The organism is Glycomyces salinus, from assembly GCF_016428645.1.
Lineage (GTDB): Bacteria > Actinomycetota > Actinomycetes > Mycobacteriales > Micromonosporaceae > Glycomyces > Glycomyces salinus.
On sequence record NZ_JAELXW010000080.1, the window covers coordinates 1 to 19809 of the forward strand.

A 19809-nucleotide genomic window follows, 5' to 3' on the forward strand; every position below is an offset into this window, starting at 1 on the left:
ACGAGCGCACCAAGCGATACGTCGCGAAACGAATCCAGACAGGAAAGACCAAACGCGAGATCATCCGGATGCTCAAACGCGCCATCGCCCGCGAGATCTTCCACCTCCTCAACCCAGCGACACACCACACGCCGACCCCGGCTTGACAGTCATAGAAACGTCTACGACAAGCCTCTAGCCGACTGGCCAACCGGACGGGTTCCGAGCACAACCGCCCCAGCACGGCGGATGGGCTTCCCCTCTCGTGCTATCGGGTCCCGCAGCGTTCTACGCCGAAGCAGGCGTGATTGGGCGGGAGATCGTCGGTCGGGATCACCCCGGCACGACGGCAGTGCTCCGAACGAGGCACACCGGCACCACCGCAAGACCGCGTGGCCGCGGCGCGAACAGCGGCACGGCCACGGCATGACCGACCGACCGGAGGGCCCGCAGACCGGAGCACCGGCCCAGACGCCGGATGCTCCCGCCACGGCGACCGCCTGCACTAAGCGCACACTCCCGGACGCAGCCGGACACCTGGTGAACGCGGTCGCACCCGACCAGCAGCAGGAAGGAGCCGACACCGACATGACCGACCCGCAACCGCCCTCGGCGACCCTGCACCGACACCACCGCACCACCGTCGGCCCCCCGTCCGACACCGACCGACAGTCGAGCCAGCCCACTGCCCCGGCCCGATGCCGACCACGCCGGTCACCACGCGCTCGGTCCATCCCGCGCTTCAGGGCCGACCGCGACAATTCGGTCACGTCGATCCCGGCGCCACGGCCCGACCAGCAACCTCGCGGATCGGTCGCTGACGGCTGGAACCGCAAGCGAAATGGCCGTTCGGATCGGCCCTTACCGGTACCCGGACCGCACATAGGTCTTGGGCCTCGACCAGGCCATACACCTGGCTGAGCCGCAGCACCCCTACCCCACATACAGAAGAGCCCGAAATGCTACGACGGCGACGACCGCAACCGGATGGCCGAACCGCTCGCCTGACACAATCGAACCGTGCCCGACTCACACACCACCACACCCATCGGCCCGCCCACCACCTGGGAGCCGCTCCAGCACAACACCGCCAACCAGACCACCGGCGGCATCTGGCGCGTCACCGCACCAGGCGGCACCGCCATCCTCAAACACCTCACCCCCGGCACCGACACCCAAGACCACTGGGCCGCCAGCGACGACCCCCGCCACTGGAACTACTGGAAACGCGAATACCTCGCCTACACCACCGGAACGGCCGCCGCATACGGCCACCACACCAGCATCACCGCCCCGGCCCTCCTCGAAACCACCGAACGAGCCGACGGCACCGTCGAACTGTGGATCGAAGCCGTCGACGGCCTCCACGGCCGAGACTGGACCACACCCGCCTTCGCCGCCTTCGCCCACGACCTCGGCCGCGCCCAAGCCCACCACACCAGCACCCCCGACCAGCCATGGCACTCCCGGCGCTGGCTGCGCCAATACGCCGGACGAGCCGAATACACCCACATCCCCTGGCACCACCCCGTCGCCGCCGAACACTGGCCCACCCGACTGCGCGAAGACCTCCGCATGATCTGGGAACACCGACGAGACCTGTTCGACCTGGCCGAAACCCTCCCCCAGACCCTCTGCCACCTCGACGTATGGCCGATGAACCTCGTCCTCGCCGACACCGGACCGGTCCTGCTCGACTGGGCCTTCACCGGCCGCGGCGCCATCGGCGAAGACATCGCCAACCTCATCGCAGACACCTTCCTCGACGGCCTCCGACCCGTCACCGACCTCCCCGAAACCGAACAGGCCCTCACCGACGCCTACATCAACGGCCTCGCCGAGGCCGGCCACCCCACCGACCACACCAGAAAAGCCATCGCCACCACCGGAGCCGCCAAGTACGCTTGGCTCGCCCCGATGATGCTCACCCGCCTCGACGCAGGACAGGACGTCGGCAGCGCCAGCTACGACGCCGAAACCGACCACCGGGCCATCCTCTACCGCCGCCGACCCATCTTCGAAATGATCGCCACCTGGGCCCGCACCGCCCTCGACACCTGAAAGAGACCACCACCGTGCCCCTCAAGGTCACCGACGACATCACCATCCCCGACACCGAACTGCGGTGGCGGTTCTCCCGGTCATCCGGCCCCGGCGGCCAAAGCGTCAACACCACCGACTCCCGCGTCGAACTGGTCTTCGACCTGCGAGCCACCAACGCCCTGCCCCAACCGCTCCGCGACCGCGCTCTGGAGCGACTGACCACCCGCCTGACCGACGGCGCCCTGATCGTCACCGCCTCCCAATACCGCTCCCAACTGCGCAACCGGCAAGCCGCACTCGAACGGATGGGCCAGACCCTCCGCAAAGCGATCGCCGCCCCGCCACCGAAGCGCAAACCCACCAAGCCGACCCGAGGATCACAGCGGCGCAGACTCGAAGGCAAACGCCGGCGCTCCGAGGTCAAACGCCTGCGCCGCGACACCTCCGACTAGCACCGGCTCGCGGCCCGAGCGCGCCGGCGGCGGAACGGACCGGTCATCTCCCCCTTGCAGCCGCTCACGACTCCGGACAGGGCTCACCGAACTCCGGCTGGCCGTCCTCACTCCACCCGAACGCCTGGATCCGGCAGTGCCGGTCCGGATTGTCCAGCGGGTCGCCCTCGATCCGCTCGTAGCTGCGGGCGTGATAGACCAGCAGATCACGGCCGTCCTCGTCGACGGTGAAGCAGTTGTGGCCCGGACCGAAGATCCCCGCCTGGGCACTGGTGGCGAACACCGGTTTCGCACTCTTCGACCAAGAATCCTCATCCAGCAGGTCGGCGCCGGCGTCGGCCGACAGCAGCCCCATGCAGTACTCGGCGCCGGTGGCCGCCGCCGAGTAGGCGATGAACACCCTGCCGCCGCGCTCGATGGCGGCCGGGCCTTCGTTGACGGCGAATCCGACGGTCTCCCAGTCGTATTCGGGGCGGCTGATCTCGACCGGGTCGGCCGCGAGCGTCCACGGGTCGGACAGGGGGGCCAGGTAGAGGCTGGTGTTGGTGCCGGGCAGCGCGGGGTTGTGCTGGGCCCAGCACAGGTATTGGGTGCCGCCGGCGGCGAAGGTGGTCGCGTCGAGGGAGAACGAGTCGATGGGGGTGCGGATCTGTCCCTTCTCGACCCATTCGCCCTCGAAGGGGTCGGGGCTGGTGTTCTCCAGCACGTACATGCGGATGCGCCAGACGTCGGCGGTCCGGTCGCCGGCGTCGCCGGCGGCGAAGTAGACGTACCAGGCGCCGTCGACGTGGTGGATCTCCGGTGCCCAGATGTGGGAGCCCATCGGTCCGGTCCGGTGCCGGGTCCAGATCGTCCGCTCCTCGGCCTCGCGGAGTCCGGCGAGGGTCTCGGCGTGTCTGAGGATGATCCTGTCGTAGGCGGGGACGGTGGCGGTGAAGTAATAGCGGCCATCGTGGTGTCTCATGACCTGCGGATCCGCACGTTGATCGATAAAGGGATTGGGGTAAAGGGCCGCATTCTGGGGCATTGAAGCCGCCTTCCTGTCAGGGGGATTCCATCGACGGAAGCTCGACGCGGACCGAACCCGCGTCCTCGACCTCGGCGCGACCGCCGGTCTGAGCGGCCAGCCACGCCCGCAAGGCCGCCTCGTCGGCGCACGCCAGATCGAACACGACCTCGGCGGCACCGAAGGACACCTCCGTCAGCTGCACGTCATCCCTGGCGCGCAGCAGGCCCTCCACACTACCGGCCGGACCGTACTCGACACCAACCAGCAACCGCTTCCAATCGGCCAGAGCCACCGTCCCGGCCCCCTCGACCGCCGCCGAAACCGCCTGACCATAGGCCCGCACCAGGCCCCCGGCACCCAGCTTCACCCCGCCGAAATACCGCGTCACCACCGCCAGCACACCGGTCAGACCCCGGCCCCGCAGCACCTCCAGCATCGGCGCCCCCGCCGTGCCGGCCGGCTCCCCGTCGTCCGCCGAACGCTCGATCTCCCCCGACTCCAGCACATACGCCGTGCAGTTGTGAGTCGCATCCCAATGCGACTTGCGGTGCGCCGCGATCCGCTCCCTCGCCCCTGCGTCGTCGGCGACCCGGTAGAGCGTGCAAACGAACCGCGACCGGTTCACCACCGTCTCGGCGGTGAACTCACTGACGGCGATCGTGCGCACGACTCAACCCACGACCCCGTGCTCCCACGCCCAGATCGCGATCTCGGTGCGGTTGCGCACCCGCAACTTCATCCGGACCGCCTCCAAGTGGGTCTTGACCGTCGAGACCGACACGAACAGCGCCTCGGCGATCTCGGCATTAGTCCGCCCCCGCGCCACATGCTCGACCACGTCCAGCTCCCGCTCGGTCAGCAGGTCCCCGGCGACCGGAGCCGGAGCCGACGGCTCGGTCAGGCGCTCCAGCAGCCGGACCGTCACCGACGGCGAGACCAGCGACTCACCGTCGGCTGCGGCCTTGACCGCCTCGATCAGCAGCGTCGGACCCGAGTCCTTCAGCAGGAAACCGGTCGCCCCCGACTTGAGGGCCCCGTAGACGTACTCGTCGGTGTCGAAGGTGGTGACCACCACGATCCGCGGCCCCGAACCGTTCGCCCCCGACAACAGCGTGCGGGTCGCCTCCAACCCGTCCAGCCGCGGCATGCGGATGTCGAACAGGCACACCTCCGGCCGGTGCCGCCGGGCCAGCGAGACCGCCTCGACCCCGTCGGCGGCCTCGGCCACCACCTCCATGTCCGGCTGAGCATCGATGATGGCCCGGAACCCGGCCCGGACCATCTCTTGATCATCGGCGATGAGGACTCGAATCGTCACGCGTGAAGACTATCGCCCACCCCGACCAGTTCGATCTCACCGGTGGTCACCATGACCGCCGAAGCGGCCGCCGCTTGAGCGGCGATCTCCTCGCGGTACCGCGCGACCAAGGTCACCGAGACCATCACCAGCCACGACACCTCGAGCAGGATCAGACCCCAGTCGCCGCCCATGATCGCCGACGAAAGCAGGATCGTGCCGCCAGAGGCGACGATGAACAACGAGGTCTTCTGAGTGGCCGAGATGCGTCGCGTCTGGATCAGGATGTAGTTGACAACGCAAACCAGTGCGCCGCAGATCTGAAGGATCATGCGCAGGTCGAACTCCGGCATGGCAGGGTGCTTTCTCTCTCTCGCGAACGGAGGGCAGGACGGAAGGCGGGCACGACGGCGAAACGCCGTGTCCGGGGGAACTTGACGGTGGAACTGAGCGGGGCGAGCCCCGCCTCAGACCGCGGCGGCCTTCTCAGCCGGGCGACTCCGGGCGGTCACCACGGCCCGGGAGCCGCTGAGCACCCTGGTCTGGAGCGACCCGCAGGCGCAGCGAGTCCACATGGTGACTCCAGACGGCGTAGGGTGCACCGAGACCGTCGTCACAGGGTGGTCTTCGGGCCAACCGCAGAACGGGCAGCGCAGCATGGGCCTTCCTCCTCACAGAGCGTTGGGATGTCAGCGAAATCGAAGCGGGCCGAACCCGCACATCGAATGTAAATCCTCAGCCCGGCGGGCGACAATACGACGGCGACGCGAGTTTGCGAAACTCATCGTGAAGTGAAGGCTTAAGTTTCCGAAGGGGTGAGGCAGTGATCGACCTGCGCCGACTTCACGTGCTGCGGGCCATCGCGCACCACGGGACCGTCTCGGGGGCCGCCAAGTCGCTGCACATGTCGACTTCGGCCGCCTCCCAGCAGATCCGCCTGCTGTCCAAAGAGCTCGGCGTGCCACTGCTCGAACCGCACGGACGCCGCGTACGCCTGTCCTCGGCCGCCCAGATCCTCCTGGCCCACATCGACGCCATCGAGGCCATGTGGCGCCTGGCCGAGGCCGAACTCCAAGCCACCGAAGGCGAACCCTCCGGGCTGCTGCGACTGTGCGGATTCCCCACCGCCATCGCCACCCTCCTGGCCCCCCTGGTCGACCGCGCCCGCGACCGCCACCCCGCCCTCGAGATCCGCCTCCGCGAAACCGAGGCCTCCGAAAGCTTCGACCTGCTCTTCGCCGGCGAAGCCGACCTCGCCCTGGTCGAGGCCACCCCCGACAACCCGCCCCCCGAAGACATCCGCTTCGACTCCCAGACGGTCTTCAACGACCCGTTCGACATCGTCGTGCCCGGCGGCCACCACTACGCCGAAGCCGAATCGGTCGACCTGCGCGAACTCGAACGCGAACCGTGGGTCCTGGGCGTCCCCGGCTCCATCCACCGCCGCCACGTCCTCACCGCCTGCTCCAACGCCGGCTTCCGCCCCACCATCGTCGGCGAAGCCCGCGAATGGACCGTCATCGCCATCATGGTCGCCCACCACCTCGGCGTCGCCCTCATCCCACGCCTGGTCGACCTGCCCCCGCACCTCGACCTCATCCGCGTCCCCGTCTCCGGACCCTTCACCCCGTTCCGCCACTTCCGCGCGGTCACCCTCCGCGGCGGCCAACGCCGCCCCGCCGTCGCGGCCGTCACCGAACTGCTCGACGAACTCGTACGCGAAGCAGAAGGCATCGGACCCGCCGCCGAGACCTTCCCCGAACCGACCTGAACCCCGATAGTCTGACGCCATGTCCGAACCCGAAATCGACCCGGCACCCGCCAGCGCCCCCATCCACCTGCGCGTCCGCGGCGGCACCACATTGTCGGGATCGATCGAGGTCAAGACCTCCAAGAACGCCGGAGTCGCGCTGCTGTGCGCGAGCCTGCTCAACAAAGGCACTACCACCCTCCGCCGCGTCGCCCGCATCGAAGAGGTCAACCGGATCCTGCGCGTCCTGGCCAGCATGGGCGTGCGCCACCGCTGGCTAGGCACCGAGGGCGACCTGGAGATCACCCCGCCCGAACGCCTCGACCTGACCCGCATCGACGCCGACGCCGCCAGGCGCACCCGCTCGATCATCATGTTCCTCGGGCCGCTCCTGCACGACTACCCCGAGTTCGAACTGCCCTTCGCCGGCGGCTGCGAACTCGGCGACCGCACCGTCGAACCCCACATGGTCGCGCTGCGCCGCTTCGGGCTGTCGGTCGAGACCTCCCACGGCTGCTACCACGCCTCGGTCAAGGAAGGGGTCGACGATCCGGGCACCATCGTCCTGACCGAGCGGGGCGACACGGTCACCGAGAACGCGATCCTTGCCGCCGCCCGCTACCCGGCCGCCACCACCATCCGCAACGCCTCCTGCAACTACATGGTCCAAGACCTGTGCTTCTACCTCGAACGCCTCGGCGTGCACATCGAGGGGACCGGGACGACCACCATCACCGTCCACGGCCGGCCCGACATCGACGTCGAGGTCGACTACGCCCCCTCCGAGGACCCGATCGAGGCCTGGAGCCTCATCACCGCCGCCATCGTCACCGAATCCGAGGTCACCGTCCGCCGCGTCCCCATCGAGTTCGTCGAGATCGAACTGGCCTGCACCGAGGAGATGGGCCTGCGCTACGCCCGCGGGCCCGAGTACCTGGCGGCGAACGGCCGCACCCGCCTGGTCGACCTCACCGTCTCCCCTTCCCGCCTCCACGCGCCGAGCGACAAGATCCACCCCATGCCGTTCCCGGGCCTGAACATCGACAACCTGCCGTTCTTCGCCCTCATCGCCTCCTGCGCCGAGGGGTCGACGCTCATCCACGACTGGGTCTACGAGAACCGCGCGATCTACCTCACCGAACTCAACCGCCTCGGCGCCCGCGTCCGCCTGCTCGACCCCCACCGGGTCTACGTCGACGGCCCGATCCGCTGGTCGGGCACCGAGGTCGTCTGCCCGCCGGCGCTGCGCCCGGCCGTAGTCCTCCTGCTGGCCATGCTGCGCGCCAAGGGAACCTCGGTACTGCGCCATGTCAACGTCATCCACCGCGGATACGAGCAGCTCACCGAGCGCCTCCAGGAGCTCGGCGCCGAGATCGAGGTCTTCTGGGGAGACTGACCCCGGCCGAGTATGTGAGACTTCAGACATGGATATCGCGCCTAACGTCCCTCCGCACGCGTACGCGCTGCTGAACTTGATGGCCACGCACCTCCACCACTTGGAGAAGGACGACGCGGTTCACCTGCAGAGCCCGCAGTGGACCGCGGCCGCCGAGACGGCCCGCACGGTCGCCGCCATCAAGTTCCCCGGCGAGGAGGTCTCGGTCGGCGACATCCCCATGATCGTGGGCACCGGCTCCCCCGGCCTGCGCCGCCACCTGTACTCGACGATGCCGGTCTCGACCGACGTCGCCGCGGTGGCCGAAGAGTCCGAAGTGGCCCTGTTCTACTACAACCGGCGCGGCCGCATCCAACCGGCCAACCACGCCGCCGAGTCCCGGCAGGCCAAGTCCTGGTACCTGCCGGCCAAGGCGATGGCCCCCATGCGCCTGCTCGACGACGAACACTGGGAGCCGGTGGTGGCGGCCACTGGAGACACCGGCCGCCGCCTCTACGACGCCATAGGAGGCTGGATCATCCTCCTGATCCTCATAGCCTTCCTAGGCGGCGCCGCCTACCTGGCCCTCAGCTACTTCGCCATAATCTGAATCCACTGCCGACGGGCGTGGTAGAACAATGGTCCTGATTCCCATCCACCCCATTGTCGACTAATTCCAATTCCGACGGAATACGCCTGAATTGTGAATGGATTCAGATCGATTTCCGCGCAATTCCAATGCTGGGGATTGCCCCTGCATCGGAGACTGTCATATGCTCCCCACAGAGCGCCTACTCCTGGAAATTCACATCCCCGGGAAATCAGGCCTCGAACTCATCGAGATCGCAAAGGAGCGAATGATGGAATTCAATGAGCGGATTGCGGCACTTACCACCAAGGTTCGAAGCCAACGCGATATGGTTCAGACCGAGGAGGCCGCGAAGACGGCCCTCGTCATGCCGTTCATCTCGACCGTGCTCGGCTACGACGTCTTCGACCCCCGCGAAGTCGTCCCTGAATTCACAGCCGATGTGGGCGTGAAGAAGGGCGAGAAGATCGATTACGCGATCCTTCATGACGGCGAGGTCCAGATCCTCATGGAATGCAAGCGGACGGGCGGCCCGCTCACCTTCGAGCACGCCTCTCAGCTGTACCGGTACTTCGCCGTCACGAACGCCCGCATCGCCATCCTCACAAACGGGGAAATCTATCAGTTCTACGCCGACCTGGACGCGCCGAACCGGATGGACTCCAAGCCGTTCCTGGTGCTGGATTTCGATGATCTGGACGAAACCCTGTTGCCCGAACTCCGCAAGCTCTCCAAGGAATCCTTCAATCTCGACTCCATCATCAGCGCGGCCGAAGAGCTGAAGTACATCGGCCAACTCAAGCGCAATTTGGTACAACAGTTCAAAGAGCCCGACGCGGAATGGGTCCGATTCCTCACGGCACGCGTCTACGATCGTCCATTCACCCAGAAAGCACGCGAGCAATTCACACCCCTCGTGCTCAAGGCCGCCACCCAGTTCCTCAACGATCAGGTCAACAGCCGGCTTCAGACCGCCCTGGGGTCGGGCCTGCCGGAATCGAGCGAATCAGTGACTTCGAATTCGAGCAGCGAGGAGCCGCCGGAAGACGAACCGGCCGAACCCGAGTCCGAAGTCGAAACCACGCTCGAGGAAATCGGCGGCTACCAGATCGTCAAGGCGATCGCATGCAGCGAGGTCAAACCCCACCGAATCGTCTATCGCGACGCCAAATCATACTTCGCGATCCTCTTGGACAACAACAACCGCAAGCCCATCGCCCGCCTGCACTTCAACGGGAAGCGCAGGAAGTACATCGGCACCTTCGACTCCGAGAAGAACGAGACTCGCCACTCCATCGACTCACTCGACGACATCTACCTGCACTCGACCGCCATCCGAAACGCGGTCCGCAGCCACCTCGAGACAGACTCCGAGGCTTCGCCTCAATCAGAGCAGTGAGCCCCGGAGTCGGCTTTTCAGGTGAGGGCGCGGGCGGAGCCCGCGCTCCTTTTTTGGGTGGAGTGCCTCGGTGGGGCGAAGCGAGGTCTTTTACCTCGGTGTCGATATATCTTGTAATCTGTGGCAGAATGGGCGCATGTTGAAGCTGGCGATACTCGGATTCCTGCGGGACTTCCCGCTGCACGGCTACGACCTCAAGAACCGCGTCGCGGCCCTGGCCGGGCACGTGCGGCCGATCGCGGACGGCACCCTCTACCCCACCATCAAGAAACTCGAGGAGGCCGGGTGCCTGACCCGGCGCACCGCGCCCGGATCGGTGGCCGCGCCCCGGCACATGCTCGAGATCACCCAGGAGGGCACCGATCAGCTGCGCCGCTGGCTGCGCAACCCCGAGCCGGGATTCATCACCGACGACAACAAGTGGTACCTGGTGCTGGCCTTCCTGCACCACCTGGAGAACCCGCGGGAGCAGGCGATCGTGCTGGCCCGCCGCCGCGAATTCCTCGACCAGCCCACCCAGCTGTTCTACGACGAGGACGGCAGGCCCGTGCCGCCCGACCGGCTCGACTCGCCGTTCCGCAAGGGCCTGATGCAGATCCACCGGTCGGTCGGCCTGAACGAGATCGAATGGCTCGAACGCCAGATGGCCGACCTCAACCGCCGCGCCGGATACACGGCCGGCACGTCCTGAGGCCGGCGGCCGATCGGCTCCCGCGGCGGGGCCGGTAAGGCAGGGGCTAGCCCTGCAGGATCGTCATCAGCAGCACGATGAAGATCACGACCATCACGACGATCGTCGCCGCCGTCACCAGCACCGCCGGCTCCTGATGGAGCGGGCGCTTGCCTTGCGGCGCGGCCGGGCCGGGCGGCATCATCGTCTGCGGTTGTGGCTGAGGCTGGGGTTGGGGCTGCACCGGCGTCTGCGGCGGCAGCATCGACGGCGCCTGCGCCGGAGGCCGCGGGCCGGTGCCCGGACCGCCCGGCGAGGGCGAGATCGGACCGCCCGAAGTCGGGCCCGTCGGCGGCGCCTCGGTCGGCGCCGGACCGGTCGAGGCGCGCACCGCGCCCTCGACCACGACCGTCTCGGGCTGCTCGAACGTCTGCGGCGGCACGCCCACCTTGGTGTGGATCAGCTGAGAGATCATCGGAATCCGCGACGAGCCGCCGACCAGGAAGATCCCGACCAGGTCGGCCGGGTTCAACCGCGCCGCCGAGATCGCCCGCTGCAGGCAGTCGACCGTCCGCTCCAGCGGCGGGCGCGCGATGTCCTCGAACTCCGCGCGCGTCAGATGCGCATCGACCTCGAGCGCGGGCAGGTGGATGTCGGCGCTGGCCGTGCGCGAGAGCGTCTCCTTGGCGCCGCGGACGTCCTCGTAGAGCATCCGCCGGTAGCGGCGGTCCCGGTCGTCCCTGGGGGTCAGCAGGCGCCGCCAGTCCTCGGGGTGGGACTGGCCGTAGGTCTTGCCGAGGTGCTCGACGATGCCGTGGTCGAAGTCGAGGCCGCCGATGTCGCCGATGCCCTCTTCGGCGAGGACTTCGAAGCCGGTCTGGGTGCGGCGCACGACGGTGGCGTCGAAGGTGCCGCCGCCGAGGTCGTAGATGGCCAGGGAGCGTCCGGGCGGGACGGCGGTGCCGAGGACGGAGGTGAAGTAGGAGGCGGCCGCGACCGGCTCGGGGATCAGTTGGGGCTGCGGGAGTCCGGCCAGGCGGGCGGCATCGACCAGGATCGAGCGGCGTCGCTCGCCCCAGCGCGCGGGGTGGGTGAGGCGGACCTGCCCGGGCATCTGGCCGGCCTGGCGCTGGGCTTCGAGGGCGACCTGCTGGAGCACGTAGGCGAAGACTTGGGGCACCGGGATCTCGGAGGTGCCGAGGAATACCGAGCCGTCGTCGATGCGGCGTTTCGGGTTGGGCTCGAAGCGGGCCGGGTCCATGCGGGCGTTGCGCTCGGCGTCGCGGCCGACGAGCATGCGGCCGTCGGAGTTGTAGTAGACCGCCGAGGGCAGGATCGGAGCGCCGTCGAACAGCAGGGGCCGGACGCGCCCGTCGGCCGAGCGCAGCACGGCGACGGTGTTCGAGGTTCCGAAATCGATTCCAAGCACGTGCATGTGAGAACTCCTTGTCTGCCCACACCATACTGGTCGCGTACATCCGGTCGTGAACCCTGTCGGCGTTCCCCCGAGTGACGTTGTCGAGGGTATTGGGTCGTTCGCGCGGGCCCGGTACGGTTGTCCGGTTCGGTCGCGGAGTGATCGCGGTCTGGGTGTTCAGGTGGTGTTGTGTCACACTTCAAGGGGACGACCGTGGCGGCCGAAGCCGGGCCGCGTCACACTTGGGGGTCGCGACGTCGGGAAACATTCGGCCGGACCGCGGCGTTGCAGACCTTGGGCCTCGCATTTCGGCGTGACCAGCGGGGCAGCTGACTCGGTCAGCGGGGTTGTTCAGGGCTAGAGCTCGAGAAAGTGCAGGGGAACATGGGCGACAGAATGCTGAGGGGTTCGCGCCTCGGCGCCGTCAGCTACGAATCCGACCGCAACACGGAGCTGGCGCCGCGCCAGACTCGTGATTACGTGTGCCCGCAGGGCCACCGCTTCGAGGTGCCTTTCGCCGTTGAGGCGGAGATCCCGCTCACGTGGGAGTGCCGCCTGGACGGGTCGACGGCCAAGCTGGTCGACGGCGAGGAGCCGGAGGCGAAGAAGACCAAGCCGCCGCGCACCCACTGGGACATGCTGCTGGAGCGCCGCTCGATGGAGGAACTCGAGGAGATCCTCGAAGAGCGGCTTCAGGAGATGCGCGCGCGCCGCGGCGAGTAGGCGCTGGGCCTCGGGGCTCCGGTCATTCGATTGACCGGGGCCCTTTTTCGTCGCCTCGGTCGGTGTCGGTGCCGCGCTCGTCGATCACTTCGCCGTCGATGACGTCCTCGCCGCGGGGCCCGAAGTTGACCGTCGGGGTGCGGGCGGCCAGGTAGCGGCCGAGGCCGCGGAAGATGATCCGGGTGGGCGGGAAGAGCAGGAGCAGGCCGACCAGGTCGGTGACCAGGCCGGGGACGATGAGGCAGATGGCGCCGGCGACGGCGTAGCCGCCTTGGGGCTGCCTGGCGGGGTCGCCGCCGGAGTTGAAGTACTCGCGGGCCGCGGCCAGGGATTTGGCGCCGGCGTACTGGAGGACGCCGAAGCCGACGAAGGTCGTGGCCACGAAGATCAGGATGGTGTAGCCGAAGCCGATGAGGTAGGCGAGGCCGAAGAACGCGGCGGCCTCGGCGACGACCCAGGCCGCGAGCGCCAGCCGGATCGGATACGGAGCCCGAGGCGGCTTGACCGGCGGTTGGTAAGTCACGCTTCGATTCTGCCACGGCCGAGCGCGCGCCGCAGCCGCCGCGTCCGGTGGGCCAGGCCCCAGCGGGTGACGTTGCGCAGCGCTTCGACGGTGATCGAGCGGTTCATCTTGGAGGATCCGGCGCGGCGTTCGGTGAAGGTGATGGGCAGTTCGCGGATGGTCATGCCGGCTTTCCAGGCCCGCCAGGTCAGGTCGATCTGGAAGCAGTAGCCGACCGAGGTGACCGTGTCGAGTCCGAGTCCGTAGAGCGCGTCGAGGCGGTAGGCGCGGTAGCCGGCGGTGACGTCCTGGACGTCGAGGCCGAGCATGAGGCGCGTGTAGACGCCGGCGCCGCGGGAGAGGGCGAGCCGGTGGAGCGGCCAGTTGCGGACCTTGCCGCCGGGGACGTAGCGCGAGCCGATGGCCAGGTCGGCCTCGGCCAGGGCGGCCAGGAGCCGGGGCAGGTCGGCCGGGTCGTGGGAGCCGTCGGCGTCCATCTCGACCACGGCGGTGTAGTCGCGTTCCCTGGCCCAGGCGAAGGCGGCGAGGTAGGCCGAGCCGAGGCCCTGTTTGGTGTCGCGGTGGAGGACGTGGACGGCGTCGTCGGTCTTGGCGAGGCCGTCGGCCAGTTCGCCGGTGCCGTCCGGGGAGTTGTCGTCGACGATGAGCAGGTCGGCTTCGGGGCAGGCGTCGCGGGCCTCGGCGACGGTGCGTTCGAGGTTGTCGCGTTCGTTGTAGGTGGGTATGGCGACGATCGCCGGGCCGGTGCTGCTGCCGGTTGCTGGCCGGTCCGGTGTGGTGCTCATATCGGTGCTTTCTAGACGTCTGGCCGTCGGTCGGTCCGTGCGCGGAGGGCGGCGGCGGCCGCTGCCGCCAGTGCGGTGGCGAAGGCGGCGGTAAGGACCATCTCGGGCAGGATACCGGCTCCGGTGGCCGGTGTGGACCGCTCTGAAAGGGTCAGTTCGGTCTGGATGACGGCGGCGGTGTTGAATTCGGTGGCCTGGCTGACCGCTCCGGTGTGGTCGGTGAAGGCCGAGACGCCGACGGTGGAGGCCATCAGGCCGTCGCGGCCGTGTTCGATCGAGCGGAGCCGCACCATGGCCAGCTGCTGGTGGGCCTCGGCGTTGTTGAAGGTGGCGTTGTTGGTCTGGACGACCATGAGCTGTGCGCCGTCGCGGACCGATTCGGCGGTCTCGTGGTCGAAGGCGATCTCGAAGCAGATCAGGCCGGCGAGGGTGACCTCGTCGGTCTCGACGATGCCCGGTTCGGTTCCGGCCTCGAATCCGGCGACGGAGTCGATGCCGTCGGCCATGCGCGGGTCGATCCATCCGGCGATGGTGCGGAAGAAGCCCTTGTAGGGGACGTATTCGGCGAAGGGCACCGGGTGGCGCTTGGCGTAGAGGTAGGTGGGGCCGTCCTGGGGGTCCCAGACGATGCTCATGTTGTAGCGCTTGTCGCCGTCGTGGACGATGCCGCCGAGGACGATCGGGACGCCGATGGTGGCGGCGGCGTCGCTGATGAGCTCGTAGGCGTCGGCGTTGGCCAGCGGGTCGATGTCGGAGGCGTTCTCGGGCCATACGACGATGTCGGGCTGTTCGGCGCGGCCTTCGGCGACGGCGTCGGCCAGTTCGACGGTGGCCTGGACGTGGTTGTCGAGGACGGCGCGGCGCTGGGCGTTGAAGTCCAGGCCGAGGCGGGGCACGTTGCCTTGGACGACGGCGACGTTGATCGGGTCGCCGGACGGGGCGGTGGCGCCGAGCGGGAGCGCGGCCGGGGCGACGGTGGCCAGGGCGGCCGCGGCGGTGAGGGCGGCGATTCTGCGCCAGTCGGGGCGGCGCCCTCTCGGTGAAGCCTGCGAGCCGTAGATTTGCGCGGCGGCGGTCAGGAGGAGGCCGCCGGTGAGGGCGACCAGGAGGGTGACCAGGGGTGCGCCGCCGAGCCAGGCCGCCGCGGCGGTGGGGGCGTCGGCCTGGCTGAAGGCCAGGCGGCCCCAGGGGAATCCGCCGAAGGGCTGGCGGTCTCTGAGGGCTTCCTGGGCGACCCAGGCGACGGCGGTCAGGGGGGCCCAGATCCACCGGTGGCGGTCGATCAGGCGCGAGCAGAACGCCAGGGCGGCCCCGAGCAGGCCGGTTGCGAGGGCTTCGAGGGCGCCGAGGAAGATCCAGGGCCATTGGCCGACTTGGGTGGAGGTCCACGACAGCAGGGGCAGGAAGAACGCCAGGCCGTAGACGAAGCCGAGTCCGAGGCCGGCGCGGATGCGGCGGCGGTGGACGGCCGCGCCGAGTCCGGCGACCGAGAGCGCGGCCATCGGCCACCAGCCGATCGGCGGGAAGGCGAGCACCGCGGCCGCGCCGGAGGCGGCGGCGAGGACGAGCGCGACCGGCAGGGTCGGGCGGCGACCGAAGGGCGATTCGGCGAGCGCGCCTCCCAGCGGCCGCCGTGGCGAGGTGTTCGGTTGCTCGGCGATGTCGCGTTCCTCGGTCACGGTGCTCAAGTGAGGTGGCTCCTGTTCGTGCGGGAGGGGCCGATCCAGCCTACCCGTGGACACGGCAAAGGGGCGTAGCTGTGTCGTGCTACGCCCCTCGCACGGGTTTCTCCCAGTCCCTGTACGGCCGGTGTCCCCTGCGGCCTCGCCCGGTGGTCTTCGGACCAATCCGCAACCGTCTGGCTGAGCGGCTGCGAGTTGTTGTCTAGGGACCATCGGTCTCGGCTGCGGGTCCACCTCCGGCGACCGGCTCGCCTTCCTCCGCCGACCCCCGCGATCTGGACCTGGCCGCCGGTAGCGGTGCGGCCGCGCCGCCACCTTGTCCAGTCTGCGTGGGAGCAAAGCAAGTCGAGTCGCCCCCGACGTTCGGCGGACGGCTTTGCGGCTCGTCCGCCGAGGACCAGACCACCGTAAGCCAATCCGTGCCGTCGGCGTCAACCGGGTCGGAAATTCGGTGCCGCAATTTTTCTCGCGTCAGCGGGCGGTTTCGCGTTGCCGCAGGTCAGGACTGGCGGTGTATGAGGCGGCCTCCGGCGACGGTCATGGCGCACTTGGGGGTGGGGCAGTCAGGATCACTCAAGTCGGGCAGCTCGGTCTCGGTGAGGTCCCACACGGCCAGTTCGGCTCTGGCGCCCGGGACGAGGGATCCGGCGTCGTCGACGCCGAGGGCGCGCCAGCCGCCGCGGGTGGCGGCGGTGAAGGCCTGCGCGGTCGTCAGGCGCGAGCCGGGGCGGTGGTGCCGGACGGCGGCGGCGACCCCGCCCCACGGGTCGATGGGGGTGACCGGGGAGTCGGAGCCGAACGCCAGGGGCACGCCGACGCCGGCCATGTCCGCGAACGGGTTGGCGTCCAGGGCGGCCTGGGCGCCGAGGCGGGTCGCGTACATGCCGTCGCGGCCTCCCCAGGCGGCGTCGAAGGCCGGTTGCACCGAGGCGTGGAGGCCGTAGTGGACCATGCGGGCGATCATGGCGGTGTCGAGCAGTTCGGCGTGTTCGATGCGGTGGCGGGCGTGGCGGAGGTCTTCCAGGTCGATCGTCTCGACGGCCAGGTCGAGGCCGTCCAGGACGGTCTCGATCGCGCCGTCGCCGATGGCGTGGAAGGCCGCCGGCATGCCGTGCCAGTGGCAGTCCCGCAGGTGGGTGTTGATGTCTTCGGCGGTGAGGTAGCGGCTGCCGCCGGTCTCGGGCCGGTCCCGGTAGGTTTCGCGCAGCAGGGCGGTGCGGGCGCCGAGGGAGCCGTCGACCGACAGGTCGCCGCCGCAACCGTGGGCGCCGAGGACGCGGGCCTTCTCGGCGGCGGCCGCCTCGCCCCACCAGCCGTATACGGCCGGGTTGCCCGGTTCGGCGCCGAGGGCGACCAGGCCGGAGAACTCGGCTTCGATGGCAGGGTCGCGGGGGTTGGGGACCGAGTGCTCGGCGACGGCGGCGACGCCGTGGGCGGCGGCTCGGGCCAGGGCGGTGCGGGCCGCTTCGAGGCGTTGGGTGACCGGGACGGCGTGGGTGAGGGTGGCGCGGGCGGCCCGGTGGGCCGTGCGCTTCCACACCTGGTGGGCGACGGAGTGGTCGAGGGTGCCGAGTTCGGGGTAGACGTCCAGGACGCGGGGGCCGGCGATGCCGGCGTGGCCGCAGACGCGCGAGAGGTAGACCAGGCGGCCGCCGGCGGCGTTCTCGACCTCTTGCGGGCTCGGCGGGGTCGGGTCGTCCCAGGCGGTCTCGTCCCAGCCGTGGGCGACGACGACGGCGTCCGGGTCGAGGTCGGCGGTGTGGCGGGCGAGGCGGTCGAGCAGGTCGGCCGCGGAGACGGCGGCGGCCAGGTCGGGGCCGTCGAGGGCCTGGCCGGTTCCGGTGAGGTGGACGTGGGAGTCGACGAAGGCGGGGGTGACCAGTCCTCCGTCGAGGTCGACGGTGGCGTCGGCGCGGGGGGCCTCGTCGCCGGGCCCGATCCACTCGATCCGCTCGCCCTCGGTCAGCAGGGCGGTCGCGTCGGGGTTGGTCGGGCTCAGCACGCGGCCGCCCCGCCACAGCGTCTTGTGAAGGCTCATGCCTTCAAGTGTCTCAGTCGGCCGGGTGCAGGACGCGCCGGAGGAAGCTCTGCGCGCGTTCGGTCTTGGGATTGGTGAGCACCTCGGCCGGCGGTCCCTGCTCGACGATGACGCCGCCGTCGATGAACACGACCCGGTCGGCCACCTCGCGCGCGAAGCCCATCTCGTGGGTGACCACGATCATGGTCATGCCCTCGCCGGCCAGGCGCTTCATCACCGACAGGACGTCGCCGACCAGTTCGGGGTCGAGGGCGCTGGTCGGTTCGTCGAACAGCATGAGTTTGGGGCCCATGGCCAGGGCGCGGGCGATGGCCACCCGCTGCTGCTGGCCGCCGGACAGCTGCGAGGGCCGGGCCCGCTCCTTGCCTTCGACGCCGACCTCGTCCAGGCACCGCCGCGCCTCGGCTTCGGCCTCGGCCCGGGACCGGCCCAGGACGCGCCGCTGGGCGATGGTGACGTTGTCGAGGATGGACAGGTGGCTGAAGAGGTTGAAGTGCTGGAAGACCATGCCGATCTCGCGGCGGGCGGCGTCCAGGTCGGCGTCGGGGCTGCACATGTCGTGCCCGGCGGCCTCGACCGTCCCCTCGGTGGGGGTCTCCAGCAGGTTCACGCAGCGCAGCAGGGTCGACTTGCCCGAACCGGAGGGTCCGATGACGCAGACCACTTCGCCTTCGTCGACGTCCAGGTCGACCCCGCGCAGGACCTCGTTGTCGCCGAAGCGCTTGGTCAGGCCCTTGATCGAGACGAGTCGTTCGCTCATCGGATTTCCCCCATGGATGCCCCCGCCTTCACGCGAGGAAACAAACGGACTTCTGCGGGGTGAGTCGGGGTCGGGAGACACCACGACGTTTCCCGTGACAACCCAGCACAGAAGATTACATTTTTCCTTGTATGATGTGAAACATGGCTGTGGCGGTGAAGCATCGGGCATACCGGTTCCGCTGCTACCCGACTCCCGCACAGGCCGCGAACCTTGCACGGACGTTCGGCTGCATACGCCTGGTCTACAACAAAGCCCTCGATGCCCGCACCAAGGCCTGGTACCGGCGTAAAGAGCGAGTCGGCTACGTCGAGACCTCGGCGCTGCTGACGAAGTGGAAGCAGCGCAAAGACCTCGACTTTCTGAACGATGTTTCCTCGGTGCCGCTGCAGCAAGCACTGCGGCACCTGCAGAAAGGCTTCGCGCACTTCTTCGAGCGGCGGACGGCCTATCCGTGCTTCAAGCGCAAGCGGGTTCTGGCCGGTTCGGCTGAGTACACGAAGTCGGCGTTCGCCTTCCGTTCGGGCGAGTTGAAACTCGCCAAGCACGATGCGCCCCTGCGCATCAAGTGGTCGCGGCAGCTGCCGCCCGGTGCGGTGCCGTCGACGGTGACCGTCTCGCGTGACGCGGCGGGCCGGTGGTTCGTCTCGCTCCTGGTTGCAGAGGACATTCCCGAGCTGCCGGAGCAGACCGAGGCGATCGGTGTCGACGCCGGGATCACGAGCCTGTTCACGCTCTCGACCGGCGAGCGGGTCACCAATCCGCGCCACGAGCGGCGCGACCGCGAGAAGATCAAGCAACGACAAAAAGACCTCGCCCGCAAGCAACGCGGGTCGAAGAACTATCGCAAGGCCCAGGTTCGTCTGGCTCGCGCGCACGCGCGGATCTCGGATCGGCGGCACGATTTCCTGCACAAGCTCACCACTCGGCTGGTTCGCGAAAACCAAGTGATCGCGGTCGAGGACCTGGGCGTGCGCGGGATGCTGTCGAACCACGCTCTCGCTCGCGCGATCGCCGATGCCTCCTGGGCCACCTTTCGGCGGATGCTGGAGTACAAGACCGAATGGTACGGGCGCACCCTGGTCGCGGTCGACCGGTTCCTGCCCTCCAGCAAGACCTGTTCGGCCTGCGGCACCATGAAGCACGCGATGCCGTTGGGCGAGCGCACCTTCACGTGCGCCGCATGCGGGCACTCCGAGTGCCGTGATGTGAACGCGGCCAAGAACATTCTGGCGGCCGGGCTGGCCGTTGCAGCCTGCGGAGACGGTGTAAGACCCAAACGCTCCTAGCGTGCGGGCGACTGTCGTCGAAACAGGAA

At 68.9% G+C, this 19809-nt stretch carries 19 protein-coding genes; 9 read left to right on the forward strand and 10 right to left on the reverse strand.

Going from position 1 to position 19809, the window contains the following annotated elements; all coding sequences use genetic code 11:
• The first annotated feature begins 999 nt into the window (after positions 1–999).
• Positions 1000–2040, forward strand: a complete 1041-nt coding sequence (locus JFB92_RS25735; RefSeq protein ID WP_233163506.1) for a phosphotransferase family protein — start codon at positions 1000–1002, stop codon at positions 2038–2040.
• A gap of 14 nt (positions 2041–2054) precedes the next feature.
• The gene (gene arfB / locus JFB92_RS25740) at positions 2055–2474 is read left to right on the forward strand and encodes an alternative ribosome rescue aminoacyl-tRNA hydrolase ArfB (protein WP_372451665.1); all 420 of its coding nucleotides are present in this window, start codon (positions 2055–2057) and stop codon (positions 2472–2474) included.
• A 64-nt stretch (positions 2475–2538) separates the two neighbouring features.
• Here arfB and JFB92_RS18840 read toward each other — a convergent pair whose 3' ends face one another.
• From JFB92_RS18840 to JFB92_RS18855, 4 genes are read right to left on the reverse strand one after another with little or no spacing between them, the layout of a single operon-like run.
• Positions 2539–3501 (reverse strand): glycoside hydrolase family 43 protein, encoded by a 963-nt coding sequence (locus JFB92_RS18840; protein WP_199042403.1) that lies wholly within the window; start codon positions 3499–3501, stop codon positions 2539–2541.
• A gap of 16 nt (positions 3502–3517) precedes the next feature.
• Positions 3518–4150 (reverse strand): IMPACT family protein, encoded by a 633-nt coding sequence (locus JFB92_RS18845; protein WP_199042405.1) that lies wholly within the window; start codon positions 4148–4150, stop codon positions 3518–3520.
• A gap of 3 nt (positions 4151–4153) precedes the next feature.
• Complete coding sequence (locus JFB92_RS18850; RefSeq protein WP_199042407.1) at positions 4154–4801, reverse strand: response regulator; 648 nt, start codon at positions 4799–4801, stop codon at positions 4154–4156.
• The gene (locus tag JFB92_RS18855; RefSeq protein WP_199042409.1) at positions 4798–5133 is read right to left on the reverse strand and encodes a CBU_0592 family membrane protein; all 336 of its coding nucleotides are present in this window, start codon (positions 5131–5133) and stop codon (positions 4798–4800) included. Before JFB92_RS18855 ends, JFB92_RS18850 begins: the two co-directional genes overlap by 4 nt.
• Positions 5134–5603: 470 nt before the next feature.
• Here JFB92_RS18855 and JFB92_RS18860 point away from each other — a divergent pair, with 470 nt between their 5' ends.
• The 5 genes from JFB92_RS18860 to JFB92_RS18880 all read left to right on the forward strand — a co-directional run bounded on the left by JFB92_RS18860 (position 5604) and on the right by JFB92_RS18880 (position 10584).
• Positions 5604–6551 carry a LysR family transcriptional regulator gene (locus JFB92_RS18860; RefSeq protein ID WP_199042411.1) on the forward strand — a complete coding sequence of 316 codons (948 nt, stop codon included), beginning with the start codon at positions 5604–5606 and terminating at the stop codon, positions 6549–6551.
• Between the two features lie 19 nt (positions 6552–6570).
• Positions 6571–7926 (forward strand): UDP-N-acetylglucosamine 1-carboxyvinyltransferase, encoded by a 1356-nt coding sequence (locus JFB92_RS18865; protein WP_199042412.1) that lies wholly within the window; start codon positions 6571–6573, stop codon positions 7924–7926.
• Between the two features lie 28 nt (positions 7927–7954).
• Positions 7955–8515 carry a hypothetical protein gene (locus tag JFB92_RS18870; protein ID WP_199042414.1) on the forward strand — a complete coding sequence of 187 codons (561 nt, stop codon included), beginning with the start codon at positions 7955–7957 and terminating at the stop codon, positions 8513–8515.
• 250 nt (positions 8516–8765) lie between these two features.
• On the forward strand, positions 8766–9893 hold the full coding sequence (locus JFB92_RS18875; protein WP_199042416.1) for a type I restriction endonuclease: 1128 nt from the start codon (positions 8766–8768) through the stop codon (positions 9891–9893).
• 136 nt (positions 9894–10029) lie between these two features.
• Entirely contained in the window at positions 10030–10584 is a 555-nt protein-coding gene (locus JFB92_RS18880) for a PadR family transcriptional regulator (RefSeq protein WP_199042425.1), read from the forward strand.
• 46 nt (positions 10585–10630) lie between these two features.
• Here JFB92_RS18880 and JFB92_RS18885 read toward each other — a convergent pair whose 3' ends face one another.
• Positions 10631–11998, reverse strand: coding sequence for an Hsp70 family protein (locus JFB92_RS18885; protein WP_199042431.1), 1368 nt, complete (start codon positions 11996–11998; stop codon positions 10631–10633).
• Positions 11999–12364: 366 nt separating this feature from the next.
• Between JFB92_RS18885 and JFB92_RS18890 the strand changes: the two genes are divergently transcribed.
• Positions 12365–12703 (forward strand): RNA polymerase-binding protein RbpA, encoded by a 339-nt coding sequence (locus JFB92_RS18890; RefSeq protein WP_199042433.1) that lies wholly within the window; start codon positions 12365–12367, stop codon positions 12701–12703.
• A 22-nt stretch (positions 12704–12725) separates the two neighbouring features.
• Here the strand turns inward: JFB92_RS18890 and JFB92_RS18895 are convergent, their stop codons facing one another.
• The 5 genes from JFB92_RS18895 to JFB92_RS18915 form a co-directional block, all read right to left on the reverse strand.
• Positions 12726–13226 carry an FxsA family protein gene (locus tag JFB92_RS18895; RefSeq protein WP_199042435.1) on the reverse strand — a complete coding sequence of 167 codons (501 nt, stop codon included), beginning with the start codon at positions 13224–13226 and terminating at the stop codon, positions 12726–12728.
• Positions 13223–14011 carry a polyprenol monophosphomannose synthase gene (locus JFB92_RS18900; RefSeq protein WP_199042436.1) on the reverse strand — a complete coding sequence of 263 codons (789 nt, stop codon included), beginning with the start codon at positions 14009–14011 and terminating at the stop codon, positions 13223–13225. Before JFB92_RS18900 ends, JFB92_RS18895 begins: the two co-directional genes overlap by 4 nt.
• Positions 14012–14022: 11 nt before the next feature.
• The gene (gene lnt / locus JFB92_RS18905) at positions 14023–15690 is read right to left on the reverse strand and encodes an apolipoprotein N-acyltransferase (protein ID WP_307789216.1); all 1668 of its coding nucleotides are present in this window, start codon (positions 15688–15690) and stop codon (positions 14023–14025) included.
• 502 nt (positions 15691–16192) lie between these two features.
• Positions 16193–17731, reverse strand: coding sequence for an amidohydrolase (locus JFB92_RS18910; protein ID WP_199042438.1), 1539 nt, complete (start codon positions 17729–17731; stop codon positions 16193–16195).
• Positions 17732–17744: 13 nt separating this feature from the next.
• Positions 17745–18491 (reverse strand): amino acid ABC transporter ATP-binding protein, encoded by a 747-nt coding sequence (locus JFB92_RS18915; protein WP_199042439.1) that lies wholly within the window; start codon positions 18489–18491, stop codon positions 17745–17747.
• A gap of 143 nt (positions 18492–18634) precedes the next feature.
• Between JFB92_RS18915 and JFB92_RS18920 the strand changes: the two genes are divergently transcribed.
• Positions 18635–19780 carry an RNA-guided endonuclease InsQ/TnpB family protein gene (locus JFB92_RS18920; RefSeq protein WP_199042440.1) on the forward strand — a complete coding sequence of 382 codons (1146 nt, stop codon included), beginning with the start codon at positions 18635–18637 and terminating at the stop codon, positions 19778–19780.
• Positions 19781–19809: the final 29 nt, after the last annotated feature.

Bases quoted from the DNA above. Each gene is read 5' to 3' on its own strand.
- JFB92_RS18855 (WP_199042409.1), bottom strand. From the start codon at position 5,133: ATGCCGGAGTTCGACCTGCGCATGATCCTTCAGATCTGCGGCGCACTG.
- JFB92_RS18870 (WP_199042414.1), top strand. From the start codon at position 7,955: ATGGATATCGCGCCTAACGTCCCTCCGCACGCGTACGCGCTGCTGAAC.
- JFB92_RS18840 (WP_199042403.1), bottom strand. From the start codon at position 3,501: ATGCCCCAGAATGCGGCCCTTTACCCCAATCCCTTTATCGATCAACGT.
- JFB92_RS18900 (WP_199042436.1), bottom strand. From the start codon at position 14,011: ATGAGCACCACACCGGACCGGCCAGCAACCGGCAGCAGCACCGGCCCG.
- JFB92_RS18880 (WP_199042425.1), top strand. From the start codon at position 10,030: ATGTTGAAGCTGGCGATACTCGGATTCCTGCGGGACTTCCCGCTGCAC.
- JFB92_RS18915 (WP_199042439.1), bottom strand. From the start codon at position 18,491: ATGAGCGAACGACTCGTCTCGATCAAGGGCCTGACCAAGCGCTTCGGC.
- JFB92_RS18910 (WP_199042438.1), bottom strand. From the start codon at position 17,731: ATGAGCCTTCACAAGACGCTGTGGCGGGGCGGCCGCGTGCTGAGCCCG.
- JFB92_RS18875 (WP_199042416.1), top strand. From the start codon at position 8,766: ATGGAATTCAATGAGCGGATTGCGGCACTTACCACCAAGGTTCGAAGC.
- JFB92_RS18890 (WP_199042433.1), top strand. From the start codon at position 12,365: ATGGGCGACAGAATGCTGAGGGGTTCGCGCCTCGGCGCCGTCAGCTAC.
- JFB92_RS18920 (WP_199042440.1), top strand. From the start codon at position 18,635: ATGGCTGTGGCGGTGAAGCATCGGGCATACCGGTTCCGCTGCTACCCG.
- JFB92_RS18885 (WP_199042431.1), bottom strand. From the start codon at position 11,998: ATGCACGTGCTTGGAATCGATTTCGGAACCTCGAACACCGTCGCCGTG.
- JFB92_RS18865 (WP_199042412.1), top strand. From the start codon at position 6,571: ATGTCCGAACCCGAAATCGACCCGGCACCCGCCAGCGCCCCCATCCAC.